This window comes from Gallibacter sp. Marseille-QA0791 (genome assembly GCF_965119705.1).
Lineage (GTDB): Bacteria > Bacillota > Clostridia > Peptostreptococcales > Anaerovoracaceae > Lentihominibacter > Lentihominibacter excrementipullorum.
Map to the genome: position 1 here is coordinate 2,584,576 of NZ_CBCPMH010000001.1, position 23,020 is coordinate 2,607,595.

General features: G+C 48.1%; 17 protein-coding genes and 3 tRNA genes. 19 read left to right on the top strand and 1 reads right to left on the bottom strand.

The genetic code is table 11. The features are described from left to right. Positions 1 to 26: 26 nt before the first annotated feature. From murA to ACQY69_RS11920, 14 genes are all read left to right on the top strand, one after another. On the top strand, positions 27 to 1,283 hold the full coding sequence (gene murA, locus ACQY69_RS11855; protein ID WP_428260728.1) for a UDP-N-acetylglucosamine 1-carboxyvinyltransferase: 1,257 nt from the start codon (positions 27 to 29) through the stop codon (positions 1,281 to 1,283). After that, the gene (locus ACQY69_RS11860; RefSeq protein ID WP_428260729.1) at positions 1,273 to 2,025 is read left to right on the top strand and encodes a cell division protein FtsQ/DivIB; all 753 of its coding nucleotides are present in this window, start codon (positions 1,273 to 1,275) and stop codon (positions 2,023 to 2,025) included. The genes murA and ACQY69_RS11860 overlap by 11 nt, the downstream gene beginning before the upstream one ends. Before the next feature lie 102 nt (positions 2,026 to 2,127). After that, complete coding sequence (ftsZ, locus tag ACQY69_RS11865; RefSeq protein WP_428260730.1) at positions 2,128 to 3,237, top strand: cell division protein FtsZ; 1,110 nt, start codon at positions 2,128 to 2,130, stop codon at positions 3,235 to 3,237. A 63-nt stretch (positions 3,238 to 3,300) separates the two neighbouring features. Then, a complete protein-coding gene (locus ACQY69_RS11870) occupies positions 3,301 to 4,068 on the top strand; it encodes a TrmH family RNA methyltransferase (protein ID WP_428260731.1) in 768 nt (255 codons plus the stop codon). 22 nt (positions 4,069 to 4,090) lie between these two features. Next, complete coding sequence (pheS, locus tag ACQY69_RS11875; RefSeq protein ID WP_428260732.1) at positions 4,091 to 5,113, top strand: phenylalanine--tRNA ligase subunit alpha; 1,023 nt, start codon at positions 4,091 to 4,093, stop codon at positions 5,111 to 5,113. A 12-nt stretch (positions 5,114 to 5,125) separates the two neighbouring features. Continuing rightward, positions 5,126 to 7,591 (top strand): phenylalanine--tRNA ligase subunit beta, encoded by a 2,466-nt coding sequence (pheT, locus tag ACQY69_RS11880; RefSeq protein ID WP_428260733.1) that lies wholly within the window; start codon positions 5,126 to 5,128, stop codon positions 7,589 to 7,591. A gap of 11 nt (positions 7,592 to 7,602) precedes the next feature. Continuing rightward, positions 7,603 to 8,166, top strand: a complete 564-nt coding sequence (locus tag ACQY69_RS11885; RefSeq protein WP_428260734.1) for a cell division protein ZapA — start codon at positions 7,603 to 7,605, stop codon at positions 8,164 to 8,166. A gap of 6 nt (positions 8,167 to 8,172) precedes the next feature. Beyond that, entirely contained in the window at positions 8,173 to 10,542 is a 2,370-nt protein-coding gene (locus tag ACQY69_RS11890) for an endonuclease MutS2 (protein ID WP_428260735.1), read from the top strand. Between the two features lie 39 nt (positions 10,543 to 10,581). After that, positions 10,582 to 12,291: an arginine--tRNA ligase gene (gene argS / locus ACQY69_RS11895; protein WP_428261057.1), complete on the top strand. Its 1,710-nt coding sequence runs from the start codon at positions 10,582 to 10,584 to the stop codon at positions 12,289 to 12,291. A gap of 12 nt (positions 12,292 to 12,303) precedes the next feature. Further along, positions 12,304 to 13,176, top strand: coding sequence for a B12-binding domain-containing radical SAM protein (locus ACQY69_RS11900; RefSeq protein WP_428260736.1), 873 nt, complete (start codon positions 12,304 to 12,306; stop codon positions 13,174 to 13,176). Positions 13,177 to 13,233: 57 nt separating this feature from the next. After that, positions 13,234 to 14,451 (top strand): tetratricopeptide repeat protein, encoded by a 1,218-nt coding sequence (locus ACQY69_RS11905; protein WP_428260737.1) that lies wholly within the window; start codon positions 13,234 to 13,236, stop codon positions 14,449 to 14,451. A gap of 80 nt (positions 14,452 to 14,531) precedes the next feature. Beyond that, positions 14,532 to 14,606 (top strand) — tRNA-Asn (locus tag ACQY69_RS11910). A 37-nt stretch (positions 14,607 to 14,643) separates the two neighbouring features. Continuing rightward, positions 14,644 to 14,732, top strand: a tRNA-Leu gene (locus ACQY69_RS11915). 42 nt (positions 14,733 to 14,774) lie between these two features. Then, positions 14,775 to 14,850 (top strand) — tRNA-Met (locus ACQY69_RS11920). A gap of 120 nt (positions 14,851 to 14,970) precedes the next feature. On the opposite strand, the gene ACQY69_RS11925 is transcribed toward ACQY69_RS11920, so the two are convergent. Beyond that, on the bottom strand, positions 14,971 to 16,386 hold the full coding sequence (locus ACQY69_RS11925) for a sigma-54 interaction domain-containing protein (protein ID WP_428260738.1): 1,416 nt from the start codon (positions 16,384 to 16,386) through the stop codon (positions 14,971 to 14,973). A 311-nt stretch (positions 16,387 to 16,697) separates the two neighbouring features. On the opposite strand from ACQY69_RS11925, the gene ACQY69_RS11930 reads away from it, so the two are divergent. From ACQY69_RS11930 to ACQY69_RS11950, 5 genes are all read left to right on the top strand, one after another. Continuing rightward, a complete protein-coding gene (locus ACQY69_RS11930; RefSeq protein ID WP_428260739.1) occupies positions 16,698 to 17,975 on the top strand; it encodes a glycine/sarcosine/betaine reductase component B subunit in 1,278 nt (425 codons plus the stop codon). Positions 17,976 to 17,993: 18 nt separating this feature from the next. After that, positions 17,994 to 19,298, top strand: a complete 1,305-nt coding sequence (locus ACQY69_RS11935) for a glycine/betaine/sarcosine/D-proline family reductase selenoprotein B (RefSeq protein WP_428260740.1) — start codon at positions 17,994 to 17,996, stop codon at positions 19,296 to 19,298. A 78-nt stretch (positions 19,299 to 19,376) separates the two neighbouring features. Then, positions 19,377 to 20,525: a sigma-54 interaction domain-containing protein gene (locus tag ACQY69_RS11940; RefSeq protein ID WP_428260741.1), complete on the top strand. Its 1,149-nt coding sequence runs from the start codon at positions 19,377 to 19,379 to the stop codon at positions 20,523 to 20,525. A 215-nt stretch (positions 20,526 to 20,740) separates the two neighbouring features. After that, positions 20,741 to 21,862, top strand: a complete 1,122-nt coding sequence (locus ACQY69_RS11945; RefSeq protein WP_428260742.1) for a YkvI family membrane protein — start codon at positions 20,741 to 20,743, stop codon at positions 21,860 to 21,862. A gap of 40 nt (positions 21,863 to 21,902) precedes the next feature. After that, positions 21,903 to 22,997 (top strand): NAD/NADP octopine/nopaline dehydrogenase family protein, encoded by a 1,095-nt coding sequence (locus tag ACQY69_RS11950; RefSeq protein WP_428260743.1) that lies wholly within the window; start codon positions 21,903 to 21,905, stop codon positions 22,995 to 22,997. The last annotated feature ends 23 nt before the right edge of the window (positions 22,998 to 23,020 follow it).

The window sequence follows — 23,020 nt, forward strand, 5'->3', positions numbered from 1 at the left end:
ATGTAATATGGTTCGGAGGTGTTTTTTTGGGTAGTTATCATATAAAAGGCGGCAGAAAGCTTTCGGGCGAGGTGACAGTTTCGGGGGCAAAAAATTCGGTGCTTCCCATATTGGCAGCATCAGTGATCACAAAGGGAGAGAATATCTTTCGCAGATGTCCGGAGATATCGGATGTGGACAGCATGACGAGGATACTGGACGCCTTGGGCTGTCATATCACACGCGAGGGGAGCGTACTGTCGGTAGACGCATCATTTCTATCTGAGTGCAGGATACCTGACGAGCTGATGAAGGAAATGCGCTCCAGTGTATTTCTGGCCGGTTCCCTGCTGGCCAGATGTGGCGAAGCAGTAATAACCAGCCCGGGAGGCTGTGATATCGGTAGACGGCCTATCGACCTTCACCTGCGGGGGCTGATGAAAATGGGAGCGGAAGTTTTCTGCAGAGAAGGATATATAGAGCTGAGAGCGAGGAGTCTGAGAGGCGCTGATATCCGGCTGGATTATCCCAGTGTGGGAGCCACAGAGAACCTGATGCTGGCGGCGCTGGCGGCAAAAGGGATCACCAGGATCAGAAACAGCGCCAGAGAGCCGGAGATAGAGGATCTGCAGAAGTATATAAACCGGTGCGGAGGAAAAGTCAGAGGCGCCGGCACTGACACCATAGAGATAGAAGGTGGCCGGAGCCTGACAGGATGTGAGCACAGCATCACAGGCGACAGGATAGAAGCCGGTACATATCTGCTGATGACACTGGCTACCGGCGGCGATGTGCTGCTGAAGGGGCTGGAAAGAAGTACGCTGGATCCGCTGGTATCTCTGCTGGAAGAAGGCGGGTATCATGTGGGGTACAGCCGGGATGAGATCTGGGCGGCTGCAAAGGGTGATGAGAGGATGCGGTGCAGTGTGGCTACCGCGCCATATCCGGGATTTTCCACCGATTTGCAGCCCCAGCTGGCGGCATTCCTGACCAGTGTGGGCAAGGGCTCTTCCATAGAAGAGAACATATTTGAAAACAGGTTCGGATATACAAAAGAATTGAAAAAAATGGGAGCTGATATTGAAATATCCGAAAAAAAAGTTATAATAAAAAATAACAATATATTGTGTGGTGCGGATGTACGCGCAGGCGATTTGAGGGGAGGCGCTGCTCTTGTCATTGCAGGGCTCATGGCGGAAGGGGATACCGTTATCAGAAATACTAAATATATTAAAAGGGGATATGGCAAGTTGGAAGACAAGATAAGGCTGTTAGGCGGAGATATTAGAGAGTATGAGAAGTGACAACCGTACGGAAAAAACGATAAAAAAGAAGCGGCGCAGAAAGAAGCATTATCTGCTGCGCTTCATAATATTCCTGCTGATATGTGTGGGACTGTACTTTATAAGTCATATAGATTATTTTACGGTAGACGGTATCGCCGTAGCCGGCAACGAGGAAGTCTCGGATCAGGAAGTCCTGGAGCTGTCAGAGCTGCGGACCGGGATGAACATCTTCGACGTCCATCCGTGGTTCGTGGAGCGCAGGATAAAGAAAAATCTCTATATCGAGGATGTGGACGTGGACAGGAAACTGCCGAACGAAATCGTGATACATGTGACGGAGCGAAGCGGAAAGGCTCAGTTCAAGATGGGAAAGAAATTCGTCATAACCGATAACGACGGTATGGTGCTGGAAATATCCAAGGAGGAACGTCAGGTGACACTGGTGGACAATATCCAGGTGAACGGCGCTGAACTGGAAAAGACCATCGAAGTGGAGGAGAGCGACGCTTATGAGAAGACGATGGCTATGATAAAAGCGATGGAGAACAATGACCTCTACTTCAAGAGGATAAACATCGACGGGAATGATGTCCAGGCTTATGTGTACGATACGCTGATATGTAAGGGGAAATACGACAATGTCATGAGTTCCATCGAATCGGACGCCCTGAGGACAGTCATATATAATCTGTACCAGAGCAGCATCGAAAGCGGTGTTATCAATATAAGCAGTAATAATTATTGTTCCTTTACGCCGTAAAATTTGTATGTTATAATGTATATGTTTATTATGCAGGAAAATGCTTTGAATTTCGCATTTGAAAACCATAGAGTAAAGAGAATTTATAGGAGGTACCCCTGAATGTTACAATTTGAGATGAATGACTCGACGCTGCAGGAGATAAAAGTCATCGGTGTCGGCGGCGGCGGATGTAACGCAGTTAACAGGATGATAGAGGGAGGCATGAAAGGCGTTACTTTCATCGCTGTGAATACGGACAAGCAGGCTCTTGCCAAAAGCAAGGCGGAGACGAAGATACAGATAGGTGAGAAGCTGACTAAAGGTCTGGGCGCCGGAGGGAATCCGGAAGTAGGTCAGAAGTCGGCGGAGGAGAACCTGGAAGATCTGGAAAAGTTCATCGCCGGATCTGACATGATATTCGTTACATGCGGAATGGGAGGCGGAACAGGTACCGGAGCGGCTCCTATAATCGCCAAGATAGCGAAGGATATGGGTATCCTTACGGTAGGCGTAGTAACGAAGCCTTTCAGATTCGAGGGAAAGAAGCGAAGTGAGCATGCTGAGCTGGGGATAAAGTTCCTGAAGAAATACGTGGATTCTCTGGTGGTCGTTCCTAATGACAAGCTGCTGGAAACAGTCCAGGAGCAGACTTCGCTGCTGGAGGCCTTCGAGATGGCGGACGAAGTGTTGAAGAAGGGCGTTCAGGGCATATCCGACATCATAGTCGATGACGCGCTCATCAATCTGGACTTTGCCGATGTTACGACTATCATGAAGGACAGAGGCATCGTACATATGGGAGTGGGAACAGGAAAAGGCGAGAACAAGCTGGAAGACGCTGTCAGAGGCGCTATCGACAGTCCGCTCCTGGAAACCAAGATATCGGGCGCAAGAGCTGTACTCATCAATATCACCGGAGGAAGGGATCTTACGATGTTCGATGTGGACAGAGTGGCCAGTCAGATCGACGAAGAAGCGGACAAGAACGCTATCATAATACTGGGAGCATCCATCAAGGAGGACATGCAGGACGAAATACTGGTGACGGTCATCGCTGCCGGATTCGAAAAGGGCAGCAGCGATCTGCTTAACAGTTCCGTCATCCCGGGAAGCGGCGCGGAAGACGGCGTTGGAATGACAGAGCAACCGGAAAGAAGTGCTGAGGCAGCGGAAGATGATGTTTACAAAGGGTCGTCGCGTATCGATATCCCGACTTTCTTGCAGAGATAAGGAAAGGAAAAGAATATTCCAATAGCCGGTTACAGCCGGCTATTGTTCTGATTGTTGGAAATAATGAAAATCATCACATCAAAGGAAAACCCTACATATAAAAATGCCCTCAGACTGAAACGTAAAAAGTACAGAGACGAAACAGGATCGTATCTGCTGGAAGGTGTCAAACCTCTGGAGGATGCGTTAGATATGGGGATAAAGGCCATGACTGTTTTCGTGGAGGAAGGCGGACAGCCGGAGCGATGGCTGGAGGGGCAGCATACAGTCATGTTGAGCAGACCGTTGTTTCGGGCTCTTTCGGATACCGAGGCTCCACAGGGGATCATTGCTGCGGTGGAAATGCGAAATTATGATATCGATGGTTTTCGAAAGATGGTTGGCGGAAGGAATGTGCTCATCATGGACCGTCTGCAAGATCCCGGCAACATAGGGACAATAATCAGGACTGCCGAAGCGGCCGGGTACGGAGGGATCGTGATGATGGCCGGAAGCGGCGATGTATATGCGCCGAAGGTAGTGAGAGCGGCTGCCGGTTCCCTGTTCAGGGTACCTGTTATAAAGGCGGGAAAAGCCGGCGATGTGATCCGTATGGTCAGGGAAATGGGAAAACGGCTGGCGGTGACGTGTCCCGAAGGCGGGATCAACTGCTTTGAAGCCGATATCGTCTCTGATACGGCGCTGGTCATAGGAAACGAAGGCAACGGCGTGAGTGAGGATTTCATCGACGCTGCTGATGTAAAGATACGAATACCGATGGAAGGGTCCATAGAGTCACTCAATGCGGCAGTAGCCGCGGGCATACTCATGTACCAGTCACGGAAAAGATAAAAACAAATGAGAGGTAACAGAAATGCAAGCTCAGTTAAACAAGATTTTGGAAGAGGCGAAGGAACAGCTGAAGAAAGCCTCCACTCTGGCGCAGACCGATGAGATAAGAGTAAAGATCCTCGGAAAGAAGGGCCAGCTTACGGAGATACTTCGCGGGATGGGTAAGTTGTCCCCGGAAGAGAGAAAAGAAACGGGACAGATGGCCAACAAAGTAAGATCGGAAATAGAAGGTCTGCTGGAAGAAAAATTCAAGGCAGTGAAGGAAGCTGCCAAGGAAGCCCAGTTCAGGATGGAAAAGCTGGATGTGACAGAGCCGGGAAGGGAGATATCCTTAGGCGTAAAGCATCCTCTGACCATAACTATCGAGGAAGTATCCAAGGTGTTTATGAACATGGGATTTTCCATAGCCGAAGGCCCTGAAGTGGAGACTGTGTTCAATAACTTCGATGCTCTCAACGCGGGACCGAATCATCCGTCGAGAGATATGAGCGATACATTTTACATTACCAAGGACACTCTGCTGAGGACCCAGACATCATCTGTACAGGTGAGGACGCTGCTGAAGCAGAAGCCTCCTATCAAGGTGATCTCACCGGGAAGATGCTTCAGATGTGATACTCCTGATGCTACTCATTCACCGATGTTCCATCAGATAGAAGGACTGGTGGTGGATGAAGGAATAACTATGGCTGACCTGAAGGGGACGCTTGACAGCTTTGCCAAGCAGCTTTTCGGGACCAGCACAAGGACCAAGTTCAGGCCTCACCACTTCCCGTTCACGGAGCCCAGCGCCGAGATGGATGTTTCATGTTTCAAGTGCGGCGGTAAGGGTTGCAGTGTGTGCAAAGGAAGCGGCTGGATAGAGATACTGGGATGTGGTATGGTTCACCCTCATGTGCTGAAAGTGGGCGATCTCGATACGGAAAGATACACCGGATTCGCCTTTGGAATGGGCGTAGAGCGAGTAGCGATGCTCAAATATGGTGTAGATGATATAAGATTGTTTTACGAGAACGATATGCGCTTCATAAATCAGTTCAAATAGGAGGGTTGACAGATGTTAGTTCCAATAGAATGGCTTAAAGATTATATAGATCCGGGAGTTGATACGGAGGAGTTCTGCGACAGGATGATAATGTCAGGCTCCAATCTGGAGACGTGTGAGCATTTCTGCGAGGAAATGGAAAACGTCGTGGTGGGAAGGATAGAGAAGATCGAAAAGCATCCTGACGCCGATAAGCTGGTGGTGTGCCGCATAGATGTAGGTGGAGACGATCTTTTGCAGATCGTGACAGGCGCGCCCAATGTGTTCGAAGGTGCCCTGGTACCGGTGGCGCTTCACAACAGCAGGATACCGGGACCGCTCCACGGCCAGCCGAAGAAGGAAGGCGGAGTGAAGATAACCAAAGGCAAGCTGCGAGGTGTGGAATCCTATGGAATGTTGTGTTCTGCCGAGGAGCTGGGCTTTGAAGATAAGGTGGTGCCGGTGGCTCACAAGGATGGTATATGGATCCTGGAGGGAGATTATGAACCGGGCAGTGATTTTGCCGAGGCCCTGGGTCTCAGGCAGGCTGTAGTGGATTTTGAAATAACACCTAACAGACCTGACTGCCTTTCGATGGTAGGCATGGCCAGGGAAGCCGCCGCTACATTCAAAAAGCAATTCACATATCCTGATATCGAGATAAGAGACGAAAACGGCAAAGGAGAGTCTGCGGATTACGTGTCGGTGGACATAAGGAACCCTGAAAGCTGTAAAAGATATGTGGCCAGGATAGTGACCGATGTGAAGGTGGAGCAGTCGCCGTGGTGGCTGCAGAAGAGACTGATGTACGCCGGTATGAGACCTATCAACAATATCGTAGATATCACTAACTTCGTGATGCTGGAGTATGGACAGCCTATACATGCCTTTGACATCAATCAGGTCAAGGGCGGGACCATAATAGTGGAGAATGCCGAGGAGGGCGAGAAATTCGTGACCTTGGATGAAAACGAGAGGACGCTGACCAAGGATATGCTGCTGATAAAGGATGCTGAAAGAGGCATTGCCATAGCAGGTGTCATGGGAGGACTCAACTCGGAAATAGAAGACAGCACTACTACTATCATCGTAGAGTCAGCCAACTTCAACGGCGACAGTGTCAGAGCCACATCCAAGAAGCTGGGGCTCAGGACAGAGGCATCGTCCAGATTCGAAAAGGGCATAGACCCTAATCTCTGTGAAGCCGCAGCTGACAGAGTATGCAGATTGATAGAACTGATAGGCGCCGGTAAGGTATGCAAAGGCAGTGTGGACAATTATCCTGTGCCGGAAAAGGCCAAGACTATCGATGTGAGAGTCGACAGAGTCAATTATGTCCTGGGCATAGAGCTGCCGCGTCAGGAAATGGAAGACATACTTGAAAGCCTTGAGATAAAGGTAGAAGGAAGCGGCAATATCATGACGGTGACACCTCCGACCATAAGGCAGGATCTGCTTGAGGAGGAGGATTATATAGAAGAAGTGGCCAGGATATACGGATATGACAAGCTTCCTGTGACACTGCCTAAGGGCAATTGTGAAGCGGGGATGTCTGAGGAAAGAGCATTGAGAGATCTCACGAGAGATTCGCTCTGTGCCATGGGACTCAATGAGATACAGACCTATTCTTTTGTCAGCCCGAAAGGTGTGGACAACGTGAGGATAGACGAAGATTCGTGGGAAAGGGCTTTTGTCAGGATAATAAACCCTCTTGGAGAGGAAAACTCCGTCATGAGGACTATCCTCACCCCTAATATGCTGGAAGTGCTGGCCAGGAATTATTCGAGAAAAATAGAGAAAGTAAAGGCATTTGAAATAGGAAACACTTTTATCGCCAACATGGTGAGCAGCGACGATCTGCCTGAGGAGCAATACTCCCTGTGTATCGGTATGTACGGTAACGGTGAGGATTTTTACGGCCTCAAAGGAGTCGTGGAGGAACTGCTGAAAGTGATGGGGATAAAGGATGCCGTGTTCACGGCTGAATCCCAGTATGGTGTGTACCATCCGGGAAGATGCGCGCGGATATCAGTCCCATCCGGCAGAGGCGGGGAGAAGGCTCTTTATGACGAGCTTGGCATCATGGGTGAGATACATCCTGATGTTGCCGAAAATTATGGGATGGACGGCGTGAGGATATATTGCTGTGAGATCATGTTCGACGCCCTCATAAGACATGCCGATACGGAAAAAGCCTATACACCTCTTCCTAAGTATCCATCCACGTCAAGAGATATCGCTCTTCTGGTGGATGAGGATATGGAAGTCGGAAAGATAGAGAAGACTATCGAAGAGTACGGTGGAGAGATACTCGAAAGTGTCAAGCTCTTCGATGTGTACAGAGGAAAGCAGGTAGACGAAGGAAAGAAGAGCGTAGCTTTCGCGCTGACCTACAGAGACAGAAACAAGACATTGACAGATGAAGAAGTGGCAAAGGTGCACAATAAGGTGCTGGATGCCCTTAAGGAAAAACTCAATGCGGTTTTGAGGGAGATATAGGAGAGTTTCGTATGGAAAACAATAAGGTAAAGGTAAAGATCTACGGCCAGGAATACGTGATAGCGGGAGAAAAAACGAGAGAAGAAATAATCCAGGTAGCTGCTCATGTGGACATGAAGATGCAGGAAGTGACCGAAGCGGCCAAGGCAGCCGGCGTGGTACCGTCCAACATCGCTGTCCTCGCGGCCGTAAATATCACCAGCGAGTACTTCCAGGTGCTGGAGGAGATGGAAGAGCTGAAACGGATGAATATCCAGCTGGAAAAGGATGCCCAGCATTATGTACAGCTGTGGGATGAGTCCAAGAAAAACTACATGGATTACAAGGAGGAGACCCAGGCCATCGTCCTGCAGAAGGATGAGCTGATGAATCAGATAAAGCAGAAGGACGCCGATATCCAGAAGCTGATGGATGCCGCTGAGGCCGCCAAGGCTCAGGCCCAGAGCAGCATGGACGAAGTGGTCAAGGAGATCGAAGGCAAGTGCAAAGAGCTGGAAAACAGCTTCTTCGACCTCCAGATGGAGAATCTCCAGCTTAAGAAGGAACTGGATAAATACAAAAATAGCAACGGTTGATTCTAAATGAAAGAAAAGACGTTAAATATTCTTGAATACGATAAAGTGATCGACATGCTTATGGAAAAGGCCGGCTCTGAAATGACGAGGAAAGTCATTTCAGAGCTGAAGCCTTTTGATGACGTGTCTCAAATAAGGGAATGTCAAGGTGAAACCACAGAAGCGGTAAGGCTGATAAGCTACAAAGGACCCTTACCTGTCGGTGGTTTTTATGATATTGAGGAAAGTGTTTCATTTGCGACTAAAGGCGGTACCCTTACGATGGCGCAGCTTCTGCGTATCCTGTACAATATGAGGACTGCTGAGAGGGTGGTCTCATTTCTGAAGGGTGACGTACCTGATCTGCCTGTCATTTTTTCGGCGGCGGAATTGCTGGCTGTCCACAAACGACTTGCTGATGAAATAGACAGATGCATACTGTCGGAGGATGAGATGGCGGATAACGCCAGCTCGGAGCTGAGGAGCATCAGGCGGGCGATAGTCAGGCAGAATGAAGCGTTAAGAGCCAAGATAAACCACATTCTCAATTCGGCTGATAATAAGACTATACTTCAGGATTCCATCGTGACTATGAGGAACGGAAGATATGTGATACCGGTAAAGCAGGAGCACAAGGCCAGAGTGCCTGGCATCGTTCACGACCAGAGTGGCAGTGGGGCGACGCTTTTTATAGAACCTCAGGCTATAGTCGATCTCAACAACCAGCTTAGGCAGTTGGAGCTGGATGAAAAGGCGGAGATAAATCGTATCCTGACGGAGTTGTCCGAGTCTGTGGCGGAAATTCACCATGATCTCATCAATAATCAGAGGCTGCTTGTGGATCTGGATATGTTCATGGCAAAGGGAAAGCTGTCGTTGGATATGGGCGGAGAGGAGCCGGAGATCAGCGTGGACGGAGCCATGGATCTGAGAGCTGCGCGGCATCCGCTGATAGATCGTGACAAGGTGGTGCCTATAGATATTTCCCTGGGTGATGGTTATGATACGTTGGTGATAACAGGACCCAATACGGGAGGAAAGACCGTGACACTGAAGACAGCAGGGCTTCTTTCCCTGATGGCCCAGACAGGGCTTCATATACCGGCAGCATCGGGAAGCAGATTACCAGTCTACAGTCAGATATTCGCCGATATCGGTGATGAACAGAGCATAGAGCAGAGTCTTTCCACGTTCTCTTCTCACATGACAAATATCGTGGACATAGTGGCTGAAGCGGATGAAGGGAGCCTTGTACTGCTGGACGAGCTGGGAGCTGGTACGGATCCGACAGAGGGTGCGGCTCTGGCTATAGCTGTACTTGAGAAGCTGAAGAGTGCAGGAGCTCGTTCCATAGCTACTACTCATTATACGGAGCTGAAGAAATATGCTATCTCTACCGATGGTGTGGAGAACGCATCTATGGAATTCGATGTTGAGACCCTGAGCCCGACTTACAGGCTCGTCACAGGGATCCCGGGGAAATCAAATGCGTTTGAGATCTCCGGCAAGCTGGGCCTTTCCCGGGAAATAATAGACAGGGCAAGAGAATTGCTGGAGGAAGGGGATATCGCTTTCGAAGATGTCATCTCAGCGTTGGAGGAAGATAAGCGCTTGGCTGAGGAGGAACGGGACGAAGCCATAATGCTCAACATCCAGATGAAGAAGATGAAGGAGGAGCTGGAAGAAAAAGCGCGGAAGCTGGAAGAACGCAGGGAGAAGGAGTTGGCAAGGGCCAGAGAAGAGGCCAGAGCTATCGTAAAGGAAGCCAGGGAAGTGTCACGTGAGGTCCAGGAGGAGCTGAAGACGCTGTCAAGGCTGGAAAGCATGGGAGAACGTACAGCCGGTTTCGACAGGAACAGGCGAAGACTCAAAGAGCTGGAGCGGAAGAACAGAGAGACCATAAAGCGGGAGGTCAGCAGGGAACCGGTGGATCCTGACAAACTGTCACTGGGAGACCGGGTGAAGATATTGACGTTGAACCAGAACGGAGAAGTGATATCCCTTCCCGACGAGAAGGGCAATCTGCAGGTGCAGGTGGGGATGATGAAAATCGGCGTCAATTTATCGGATATCATGCTGATAGACAGTGGAAAGCCAAAGAAAAAGAAAAAAGCTTCAGGATATGGAAGATTGTACAAAAGTAAAGCTCAGACCATATCGGCATCCATCGATGTACGAGGTAAAAACATGGATGACGCAGTGATGGATGTGGAAAAATATATAGATGATGCCTTCATATCGGGCCTCAAGGAGGTAACGGTCATACATGGAAGGGGAGAGGGCATCCTGAGGAGGGGCATACAGGATATGCTCAAAAGAAACAAAAATGTCGACAGCTTCAGAAACGGCGGATTCAATGAAGGCGGAGATGGCGTTACCGTTGTAAAGCTGAAATAAACGCCGGCTGATGAAAAGCAGAAGAGGAGAAAAAAGATGATAAATTACAGAGAGAAAATAGCGGATATCCTGGCACCTCACATCGAGGGGCTGGAAAGGGATGAGATATTGCCTATGATAGAGGTCCCTGCTGACAGCAGTAAGGGGGATTACGCCTTCCCATGTTTCAAGCTGGCGAAGATAATGAGAAAGGCGCCTCCGATGATAGCCAAGGGTATCGCGGAAGCTATAGAGGGCGAAAAGATGTTCCAGAAGGTGGAGAGCGTCAATGCCTATGTGAATATGTTCGTGTCCAAGGCTGAGTTTGCGGACAATGTGGTGAAAGAGGTCATTGAAAAAGATGAGGACTTCGGAAGGAGTGATATAGGCGCAGGCAGGACTGTGATCGTGGAGTATTCGTCGCCTAATATCGCAAAGCCTTTCCATATAGGTCATATAAGGAGCACCGTTATCGGTAATTCCATATACAAGATATACGATTTTCTGGGATATGATACTATCAGGATAAATCATCTGGGTGATTACGGGACTCAGTTTGGCAAGATGATATGCGCCTACAGGAAGTGGGGCAATAAGGAGGATGTCATCAGGGAGCCTATAAAGTCCCTCCTTTCCTATTATACCAAGTTCCACGAGGAAGCGGAGAAGGATCCGTCACTTGAGGACGAGGCAAGGGCCATATTTGTCAGGCTTGAGAACGGAGAGCCTGAAGAGGTGGAGCTGTGGCAGTGGTTCAGGGATGAGAGCCTCAGGGAATTCAACCGTGTATACGATATGCTGGGAATAACCTTCGACTCCTATAACGGCGAAAGCTTTTATTCCGATAAGATGCCGGCAGTGGTCCAGGAGCTGAAGGATAAGGGCCTGCTGGTAGAGGATAACGGCGCTCAGATAGTGAAGCTTGACCAGTTCGATCTGCCGCCTGCGCTGATAACCAAGTCTGACGGTTCCACGCTTTATATCACAAGAGACATCGCGGCAGCTATCTACAGGAAGAACACCTATGATTTCTATAAGAATATATACGTGGTGGCATCTCAGCAGAATCTTCATTTCCAGCAGTGGAAAAAGGTCATCGGGCTTATGGGATACGATTGGGCCGATGATTGCGTCCACGTGCCTTTTGGCCTGGTAAGTATGGAAGAAGGAACTATGTCCACCAGGCAGGGTCGTGTGATATTCCTGGAAGACGTGCTCAACAGAGCGGTGGAGCAGACCAGAAAGATAATCATGGAGAAGAATGTAAACACGGAAAATGTGGACGAAACTGCCAGAGAAGTGGGGATAGGCGCAGTGATATTCAACGAATTGTCCAATTACAGGATAAAGGATTACGTGTTTTCATGGGACAAGGTCCTCAACTTCGAGGGGGAAACGGGTCCTTATGTCCAGTATACCCATGCCAGAGCATGCAGCATATTGAGGAATGCCGGAGAGGCAGTGATGGCCAGCGCGAAGGAAGGGTTTGACGCGTCCAGGATAACGTCGGACAGCGCCCATGCTCTGATAAAGCTCATATATGAAATGCCTGAAGTTATCGCCGAGGCGGGAGAAAAGTATGAACCGTCTATCGTTACCAGACATATAGTTGATATAGCGCAGGCATTCAATAAGTTCTACCACGATGAACATATACTGGTGGATGACGAGACAGAAAAGACTGCCAAGGTGGCACTGGTGATGGCCGCCAGGAATGTCATCAGGAATGGGCTTGACCTTCTTGGGATGAAGGCGCCGGAGAAGATGTAACGGGAGGAAGATATGCGATACGAAGGAGATATATACAGACCGCCCAGCGAGGCCTACAGCCTGTTGGTGCAGGTGACCATAGGATGTACTCATAACAAGTGTACATTTTGCAAGATGTTCAAGGATAAGAAGTTCAGAGTCAGGAATCTGGAAGAGGTGCTGGAAGATCTGGCGTGGGCCAGAAGGCGGTATAGCCGTGTCGAAAGGATGTTCCTGTGCGACGGAGATGCGCTGGCTCTCTCCAACAAGAGACTGATGCCGATACTGGAATATATATCGGATAATTTTCCTGAATGTGAGAGGGTGACCATATACGGCAGAGCCACCGATGTACTTAAGAAGACGGACGAGGAAATGCGCGAGCTGTACGAGGCGGGGCTGACGATGGTGTATCTGGGAGCCGAGTCGGGAAGTGATAAGGTTCTTAAGGATATCTGCAAGGGTGAGACCAGACAGCAGCTCATCGATGGCGTGAGGAAAATAGAAGCTTGTGGGATGAAGGCTTCCGTCACGTTCATATCGGGCCTTGCCGGAAGGGATGGCTGGGAGGATCATGCCATACAGACCGGCACCATGATAAGTGAGATGGAGCCGTCCTATGTGGGGCTGCTCACTCTGATAGTGGATCCTTCGGTTCCGATGGCCAGGGACATAGAATCAGGAAAGATGAAGCTGCTCACTCCGGAAGAAGTGATGGCGGAGACGCTGCTGATGTTGGAAAACACCAACGTGAGCAAGAAGTGCGTCTTCAGGAGCAATCACGCTTCCAATTACGTGTCCCTGAGAGGAGATCTGCCTGACGATAAGGAGAAGATGATGAACATGCTGAGAAGAGCCATGAAAAACCATGACATGTTCAGAGACGAGAGGTTCAGGGCTCTTTAACAGTTTTTGATTGGCTGCTTCCCGGATTTGGAATCGGAAACAAGGGCCGGTGGCCGGATGAGGAAGAATGCCGCGGAAGCCCCGACCCCCGGAAATACCCGAAGAAAGGACGATATGAGCGAAGAAAGCAGATTTGATATAAAAATCAGAGAGGACAGGATAGGCAGGTATTTCAGAAAATATCTGGATGAAATGGTCTTCGCGGAGCTGACGGATGATTTCATGAAGAAATCATCGGCGGGAGAGGCGCTGCGCGGCGTTCCGGTTCCCCTGAGAAAGAAAGACGTGGGTGGATTTGCAGGAGGAGAAGATGTGTCCATGGCAGTCGTGGCGGAGAACATGACCTGGGTCATGGGTAGTGACCCCCACTTTGCATATGTGGAAGATTATGTGAAGATCCTGAAGGCATTGTATGGCGGTGATATGTCTCGTATCATGTCCAGGGAGGGCAGCGAAGCGGCGGAAAAGGGCGACATGGACAGTGCGTGTATACATTTTCGCGCGGCTCTCTGTGCAGATCCCGGTTCTCTCGACGGCATGTACGGCTGTGCCAGGGCGTGCAGAACCATGTATCTGGCCGGAGAGAGCGAGGAATATATCGGCAGGTTCAAGGCAGAGGCACTGGATTGGTTTGAGATATTGACGGTTGTTCATCCGGACTTCGCACAAGGGTATTATTATCTGGGTTACGCTTATCTCAACATGGGACTTTACAAAAAGACGGAGATAACGTGGAAATCCTTCATAAAACTCAGCAAAGAGGGGAAGGATAAGGTAGAGATAGAAACCCGGCTGGAGCAGCTGAAGGAGCCATTGCAAGTGGAGGAAGGCTGCAATCACATCATGGCCGGAAGGTATGAAGAAGGCATCGCGCTGCTGGAGCCCTTCCTGTCATCCAGATTCAAAGGGTGGTGGCCGCTCCATTATTATCTGGGAGTGGCCTGCGAGATGACGGGACGCCGGGACGAGGCGATAGCTGAGTTCACGGAAACGCTGCGCCTCAACGGAAGCCATCTTGAGACTATGGAGGAATTGCTGGCAATATATGAAGCTGAAGGCGACGAAGCCAACGTAGAGAAATTTTCCCGGAAGATAGAGATGATACGGCTGGCCATGGAGGCGGACCACAGCGCCAGTATGGAGGAGATACGAAGAGAAGATGAACGGCTCATGAGGGAAAAACCCGGGATGCTGGAGCCTGAGGTGATAGATGCGGAGGCGGAAGCCGGACGGGCGCCAGTGGAAGTCGGTTTTTCGGACAGGGTGAAAAAATGAAAAAATATCGATTTTAGGTTGACATGTGCCTGCATATTGCGGTATAATAACACTTGCCGTTACGAGGCACAATCTAATATTCCAAGGTAGCTCAATGGTGGAGCACTCGGCTGTTAACCGATAGGCTGTGGGTTCGAGCCCCACCCTTGGAGCCAACTGATAATCTGAAGTGTCCGCTTCAGATTATTATTTGCCGGAGTGGCGGAATTGGCAGACGCCCGGGACTTAAAATCCCGTGAGAAGTAATTCTCGTACCGGTTCGACCCCGGTCTCCGGCACCAAGTCCGGAAAACCGGCAGAGGACTGAAAAAACTTGATATCGACGCGGGGTGGAGCAGCTGGTAGCTCGTCGGGCTCATAACCCGGAGGTCGCAGGTTCGAATCCTGTCTCCGCAACCAACAACAAAAAATCGTCCATTAGGGCGATTTTTTTTTTGCTTGAATGAGAGCAGAAAGATCCGAACCTGCGGATTCGTATTTTCTGTTGACTGTATCATCGAGCTTAATTGAAATGGTCGATTACAGTATGATACCATACTTTTGCAGTTTTCTTGTTACAGTAGATTTATCGATGGAAAGGCTATGTGAGAGCTCCGTAACTGTTTTGCAGTATTTTGCTTTTGCCATGATGACATTCTTTTCGAAATTTTCAATTTCACTTTTCAGATCTATCGAACCTGAGTTATTGTGAGGTGCGGCCTCAAGGTTCGACATAGGGAATAGAGGTGCGATATTTTCACTGGTGATCATATCTGCCGTATTGATGATAATGATCCTTTCGATGATGTTTTCCAGTTCTCTTATATTGCCTGGCCATGTGTAGCAGTGGAGAAGCTTTTTTGCAGAAGGTGATAGTATTTTATTGCAGTGATACTTAGCGTTGAATTTTTTCATGAAAAATTCGCACAGCGGGGCGATATCTTCACGGCGTTCTCTGAGAGCCGGCATAGTAAACTGGCAGACATTAAGTCTGTAAAACAGATCTTTTCTAAATTCCCCAGTTTTTACAAGAGCCTCAAGATCTGAGTTTGTCGCTGAAATTATGCGTATGTCAATAGGTATGTATTTTGTCCCGCCTACACGCATTATCTCTTTTTCCTGAAGGACACGGAGTATTTTAACCTGAAGGTGAGCTGGGATACTGCTGATTTCGTCGAGAAAAATCGTTCCTCCGTTGGCAATTTCGAATAGGCCTATTTTGCCCTTGCTGTTTGCTCCTGTGAAAGCTCCTCCTTCATATCCAAACAATTCTGATTCCAATAAATTTTCAGGGATAGCTCCGCAGTTGAGTTCTACGAAGGGTTTGTCTCTACGAAGGCTGTTCTGATATATGAATTTAGCGATCATGCTTTTTCCCGTCCCAGATTCACCTTGGATCAATACGGTGGCATCGCTTGCTGAGATCCTTGCGACCATATTTATCATATCTATCATTACAGGGCTCTCGAATACCAGCTCGGATTTGATGAAAGGCATTATGGACTGATGATAGAGGCTTGTCTCAGTGATTTCTTTGAGCTGATTAAGTGTGTTTTCGAGTTTTACCAGTTCTGTCACATCGCGTTCGGTAATGACTACGTAAGCTATTTCATTGTCAAGAAAAAAGGGTGTGCCGGTGACGAGAAGATCTGCTTTATCAGTCAAGCTTTTCTGCATTTCTGTAACAGGTGCACCTTTCTCAATGACTTTCAGAGCGACGGAATCATCGAAGGTTCCGTCTTCCACAAGATCGCGCATATTTTTCCCTATCAGTGTTTCTTTTTTTGCATAGCAGAAGTTTAGAGAAGCGTCGTTGCAGGCAACAACTTTCCCCGCTCCATCTGTTATAAAGATACCATCTTTTATACAGTTGAGAAGTCCCTGAAATTCGTTATTGAGGAGTCCCTGAAATTCTAAGCTGTTTAGTTTATCTATATTGTTTCGTCTGTTTTCCATGTCAATCTCCCAAGTTCGTTAATCGAATCTGATTTTCATCATTTAAAATATGTATTATTATAATCCTCTCTCATAAAAATAACCAATTAAAAATAAAAGAGTTGCATTTATGCATCGGTTGTGAATCGACAACGAAGACAATAGGAAACTATGTTTTTTTTATAGTTTTGAAAATGTAATTTTTAACATTACAGAAAGGGCTGAAATACAGGTTTTTGTATTGATATGCGTTTTTTTACTGCAGGAGTCCATAGTTGGCATGTAAAATGCTAGTATTTATAGATAGAATTTGAAAAGGAGGTAAATATCCAATGAAGGAAATGAGCTTAAACCTAGAATACATCCATATCAAAGATGTAGTTTTTGGCGAAAAAACATTTATTGAAAATGGAGTACTGACGGTAAACAAAGATGAGCTTATAGAGACGGTGAAATCGGACAAGCTTATAAACATCGATGTCGATATCGCAAAGCCGGGCGAGTCGACCAGGATAATCCCTGTAAAGGATGTGATCGAGCCTAGAGTTAAGGTGGAGACGGGAAAGGCTTTCCCAGGGATCCTGGACGGCTACACCGCCTGCGGAGAAGGAACTACCAAGGTACTCAGAGGCTGCTGCGTAACTACCTGCGGAAAGATAATCGGATTTCAGGAGGGCATAATCGATATGTCGGGCCCGGCTACGAAGTACTGCAGATTTTCTCAGCTTATAAATGTAGTCGTACTGGCTGACCCGGTGGACGGTCTGACTCCGACGGAGCACGAGACGGAAATCAGAATGATGGGGCTGAAGGCATCTCTTTACCTGGCTCAGGCGGGCCTTGACGTGGAGGCAGACGAGGTGAAGACTTACAAGAGGGAGCCGGTCGACCCTGCCAGGAAGCTGCCTAAGGTATCGTACGCGTTTCTTATAATGGCGCAGGGACTGCTGCATGACAATTACGTTTACGGACTGAACGCGATACAACTGAACGCACAACTGCTCCACCCTAATGAAGTGTTTGACGGCGCAATCGTTTCGGGAAATTGTGTTACTGCCAGCGACAAGAACACGACTTACGACATTCAAAATCATGCGATTATTGAAGAGTTGTACAGGCGCCACGGGATGGATCTGGACTTTTGCGGTCTGATAGCATCACCGATAAGCACAATCCTGGCTGAAAAAGAAAGAAACGCTATGGTCACGGTAAATCTGGCGCAGACCTGTATGGCTGACAGTATTATAATAAGTCAGGAGGGCGGCGGCAACCCTGAGGCGGATCTGATGCTCATCTGTGAGAGAGCGGAAGAAAGAGGGATTGCCAGCGTCATCGTCCTTCACGATAACCCGGGACCTGACGGGACCTCTGAGCCTATGGCCAACACATCGCCGAAGGCTACAGCAGTCATTTCGACAGGTAATGATAACTGCTTTATCGAGCTGCCGGAGATGGAGAAGAACATTGGGTATAGAGAACAGCTTCATCTGTTGTCAGGATCTCCTGCCGACTGCGAGCTTGGCAACGGAAAGATAAAGGTAGGACTTCTGGTGATTATGGGATCGACCAGCAATTCAGCCAACGGCTGTTACTGCACGGAACCGTATTAAGAGGAAGGAGGATAAGAAATGAGAGCATTACATTATATAAATCAGTTCTTTGGACAGCTTGGCGGAGAGGATGCCGCTTATGCTCCTCTTGAGCTGCGTGAAGGCACGGTTGGTCCGGGAAATGTTCTCCAGAGCATGCTCAAGGACATCGAGATCGTAAACACTGCTGTATGCGGAGATAATTATTTCGTTGAGAATACGGAGAAGGTCCAGGAAGAACTGAAAAAGATCCTGGATGAAAATGACATCGATTTGGTAATTGCCGGCCCTGGTTTCAATGCGGGAAGGTACGGCATGGCCTGTGGCGGAGTATGCGAGACGGCGTTTAAGAAAGGAATCATTGCCATCTCGGCGTTGAACGAAGAAAATCCGGGTCTGGAGATGTATAAGAAATACGGATATATATTCCCTACGGGAATAAAGGCGAGTGATATGAAGAAGGCCCTCACTAAGATTGCCGAGTTTGCCAATAAGATAGCGGCAGGCGGAGAGATTGGTCTCCCTGCGGAGGAAGGGTATTTCGAGAGAGGTATCAGAAGACCTTGCTGGAGAGAAAAGACCGGTGCAGAGAGGGCAGTGGATATGGCACTGGCAAAGACGCTGGGCAAGCCATTTATCACAGAGGTTGAAATGCCTAAGTTCGATCATATCGTACCGAGTGCTCCTGTGAAGGATCTGTCAAAGGCCAAGGTCGCTATTCTCACGTCCGGCGGTATGGTGCCTGTTGGAAACCCTGATCATCTCGAGGCGCTGTCTGCATCCAAGTGGTGCGCTTATACCATAGATGATTTCGGCGGCAGTGCAGAAAATTTCAAGGGAGAAGTAGCACACGGCGGATATGATCCTGTATATGGAAATGAATGGGGAACGAGGATACTGCCTTACGACGCTTTCAAAGAGCTTGAAAAGAGAGGCGTGATAGGCGAGTTGTACGATAAAATGCTTGTTACAGTAGGAAACTGCATGTCGGTGGAAAAAGCGACGAGATACGGCAAGGAGATGGCCCAGCATCTGAGGGATGCGGGAGTTCAGGCTGCTCTGCTGACCTCTACCTGAGGAACGGATACTCGTTGCGGTGCAACGTTAGTTAAACAGATAGACGCTGCGGGGATCCCTGTAGTGCATCTCTGCACGATTTGTCCTATATCGTATTCGGTGGGAGCCAACAGAATATATGCGGCAGTGGCCATTCCTTATCCTGCGGGGTATCCTGAGCTTTCCAGAGAAGAAGAGCTGGAGGCAAGAGTACAACTTTGTGAAAAAGCTATAAAGACAACTGCGATAGAAGTCAAAGAACAGACGATATTCGGAAAAAACGTGTAGGATTATCTATATACGGGAGGATTTTGTCCTTCCGTATATTTTTGTTGAGAACTTTGCAAAATCGGTATGGGGGATGGTATGGAAAAAATAGACAAGAAAGAGATGCTTTCGATTATCGATACGGCTCAAATAAAGTATGTGGCTGACATCAAAGGTAAAAATACAGTGATTGCTGCCGAAAAACTCGATGACATCAAAGATTTCTGCAAAAATCGGGAGATAAGAATATACTGCGTTTCAAGTACGGATACGAAAAAGGATATTAAAAGTTTTAAATACAAAGATACAGAACTTGTATTTAGAAGCCGCTTAATGGAGAGAACCGTAGAACTCATGGAATCTGTCGCAGAAACAGATACAACGGTACTGATAGAAGGCGAGACAGGAGTAGGAAAAGGTATGGCTGCCAAGCTTATACATCAGAACAGCAACAGAAGAAATGCTCCTTTTATGGATATAAATTGTGCCGCGATACCGGAAAAGCTGTTGGAATCGGAGTTGTTTGGTTATGAAGCAGGGGCGTTTACAGGTGCCAAGGAGGAAGGCAAGCCGGGTTTATTCGAATCAGCAGACGGAGGTACGGTATTTTTGGATGAAATAAATTCGCTGCCGCTACCACTACAGGTGAAACTGTTGAGGATTATACAGGAGAAAGAAGTGATGAGGATAGGAGGGGATAATTATATCCCTGTTAACGTCAGGATTTTGGCGGCTTCTAATGTGAATCTGCTTGAGGCCGTTAAAACGGGAACTTTTAGGGAAGATCTGTATTACCGACTTAATGTGGTGCCGATTGTTATCCCTCCTTTACGAGATAGGAGAGAAGACATCCGGATACTGGGAAAAGCATTTTTACAAAAGTGCAATGATAAATATGAAACAGATAAAAGTTTGAGTGAAGAAGCATGGAAAAGCTTGGAGAAATACAGATGGCCGGGAAATGTCCGTGAGTTGGAGAACATAATAGAACGGGTGGTGATAGTAACTCAAAGAGATGTGATAGAGCAGAGCGATATCAGGGAACTGTTTTCGGATATATCAGTAGACGCACAGTTTATCAATTCATTGAATATGACCCTCAAGGAAGAGATGAACGCCTATGAGAAAAGAATAATAGAGACGAAAATGGCATCTTGTAGAACGACAAAGGAGTTGGCGAGAAAGTTGGGAATTGATAAGTCGACACTTACGAGGAAAATGAACAAGTTGAATATCAAGAAAAAATAGGTGCGTATTTGCAAATATTGCAAATACGCAAAACGCTTACGAAGATCCACGGGAGATTTTCAGCGGCTTTCGGAGTCGAAAAACATTGATTTTTCGCGTTTGCAGAGAATCGAAGGGGAAAAGTGCGTTAAAAGGAATATTGGCACATATATTGCAATTATTTATTAACAAGCAGTTATCGTATACAATTTTACTATTTTAGAAAGGAAAGTGCTATGTTAAAGATTGGAAAAAATGAAGTGCGCATAAGTATGGTGATTAAGCTGTCAGGCGCATTCTGCGCATTTCTCATAGGTGCGGGATTCGCAACAGGACAAGAAGTTATGCAGTATTTTACCAATTATGGACTTGCAAAGGGAATAGGCGTAATGGTGGTAAACTGTGTTCTTGGGGCATGGACTGCCGGGGCGATTATGAGCCTTGGAAAAGAAACAAAGGATGAACAGGGGCTTAATTGTTATCGAAATCTGTGTGGCAAGTATATTGGAACATTGCTGTCGTGGTTTATACCTATTTTTATGTTCCTGTCTCTCGTTATAATGATAGCCGGGTTCGGAGCTACACTGAATCAGCTCTTTGGAGCGCCTGCCTGGGTAGGCTGCCTGGTATTCGCCGTTATCGTCACGGGAACAGTATTGCTGGGCCTTGCACGGGTAATAGATACCATCGGATTTATGGGGCCTCTCATCATAATCGTGACCACGATCATGGCCATTGCCGTTTTGATAAAGTTCGGATTTGATTTAGAAACATGGGAAACTTACATCAATACTCATGATGTGCTTCTGGCTGCTGACAGCTGGTTCATGTCGGGAGTCCTTTACGCGCTGTGGAACATCGTTATGGGAATGCCGTTCATGTCGGCCATGGGTGCAAAATCCAAGAATAAGGTGGAAGTTATCATGGGTGCTGTATTCGGGAATATCCTGTTTACCATCGGACTGCTGTTTTTGGTACTGGCAGAAGGATCGGAGCTGGATGTGGTCGGAGAATTCTCGATACCGGCTCTCGAAATGGCTAAATCCGTTTCCCCTATTCTCCACGTGATCTATGCGGTGGTAATCGTAATGGCTATTTATACGACGGCTGTGCCGCTCATGTGGTCGGTAGCATCGCGCGTATCGAAGGAGAAGACTCTGAAGTTCGCTATCGTATGCATCATAATAGCCATCCTCGGGTTCTTCGGAGGACAGCTGCCGTTCGAACAGCTGATCAATTACATATATCCTCTTATCGGTTATGTGGGATTCATACAGTTCCTGTTCATAATATGGAGAGAGATAAAGATGGTAAAAGCGTGGAAAACGGGCGAACCGCTTCCGGATCACAAGGAATGATCAGCATCGTTATTACAGTAATCCAGCAGGAGGTGCGGATATGGACAAGAATACAGTTGCGGTATTGGGCGGAGGAAACGGAGCGCATGCTCTGGCAGCAGATTTGACCAACAGAGGGTATAAGGTGAACATGTATGAGATGCCCGAGTTCAGAAAAAACATGGAGAAGGTGTTTGAGACGAAACAGGTGACGTCCATAGGAGCGATAGCGGGTACTTTTGAGCTCAACAAGGTAACGGACGATATAAATGAAGCCATAGACGGAGTGAAATATATCGTGATACTGACGCCGGCCTTCGCCCATAAGGGGTATGCGAAGCTGCTCAAGGGAAGGGTGGATGCAGATCAGGTCATCGTGACGATACCGGGAGCGTTCGCCTCTCTCAAGATAAAGAAGATAATAGGGGATGACCCGTGTCCGACGCTGGTGGATGCCAATAATCTCATGTATGACGCCAGGATGGTGGAGCAGGGCAAGGTGAATATCCTGGAGCTCGATAAGATAGAGCTGGGCTTCCTACCGGTATCGGCGGAAGAAAAACTAATGCCCGAGATCGAGAAGATGTTCGACATAGGAGGCACGTACAGCGATGTGCTGGAATGCGGACTGGCGCTCATAAATCCTGCGCTCCACAGCGGACCGTGTATCCTCAACGCCGGCCCGATAGAGTATAAGAACAATGATTTCTACCTGTACGAGCACGGATTCACTCCTTCCGCGGTCAAGGTGGATGTGGCTATCGACAATGAGCGCAGGGCTGTAGCAAAGGCTCTGGGATACGATATAAATCCGTTCCATATCTTCCCTAATATAAAGCATATAGAGGAACGGGGAGAAGACTGGGAGTGGCAGGATCTGTACAGAGCTGCCCATGGAGATATAGGACTCACGCCGATCCAGGGGCCTAATGATATTTTCAGCAGGTACCTTACGGAGGACGCTCCGTGTGGTCTCGTGCCTTGGTCAGCCGTAGGAAAGGCCGTGGGTGTGGATACTCCTGTGATCGATTCCATCGTCAATATCTATTCGGTCTTCCACGAGACAGACTGGTGGAAGGAAGGCGTATCGCTGGAGGATCTGGGACTTGAAGGACTGAGCATAGAAGAAATAAAGACTTACTGTAAAGGTGACTGACTTATTAACAACGGACAGCGGGG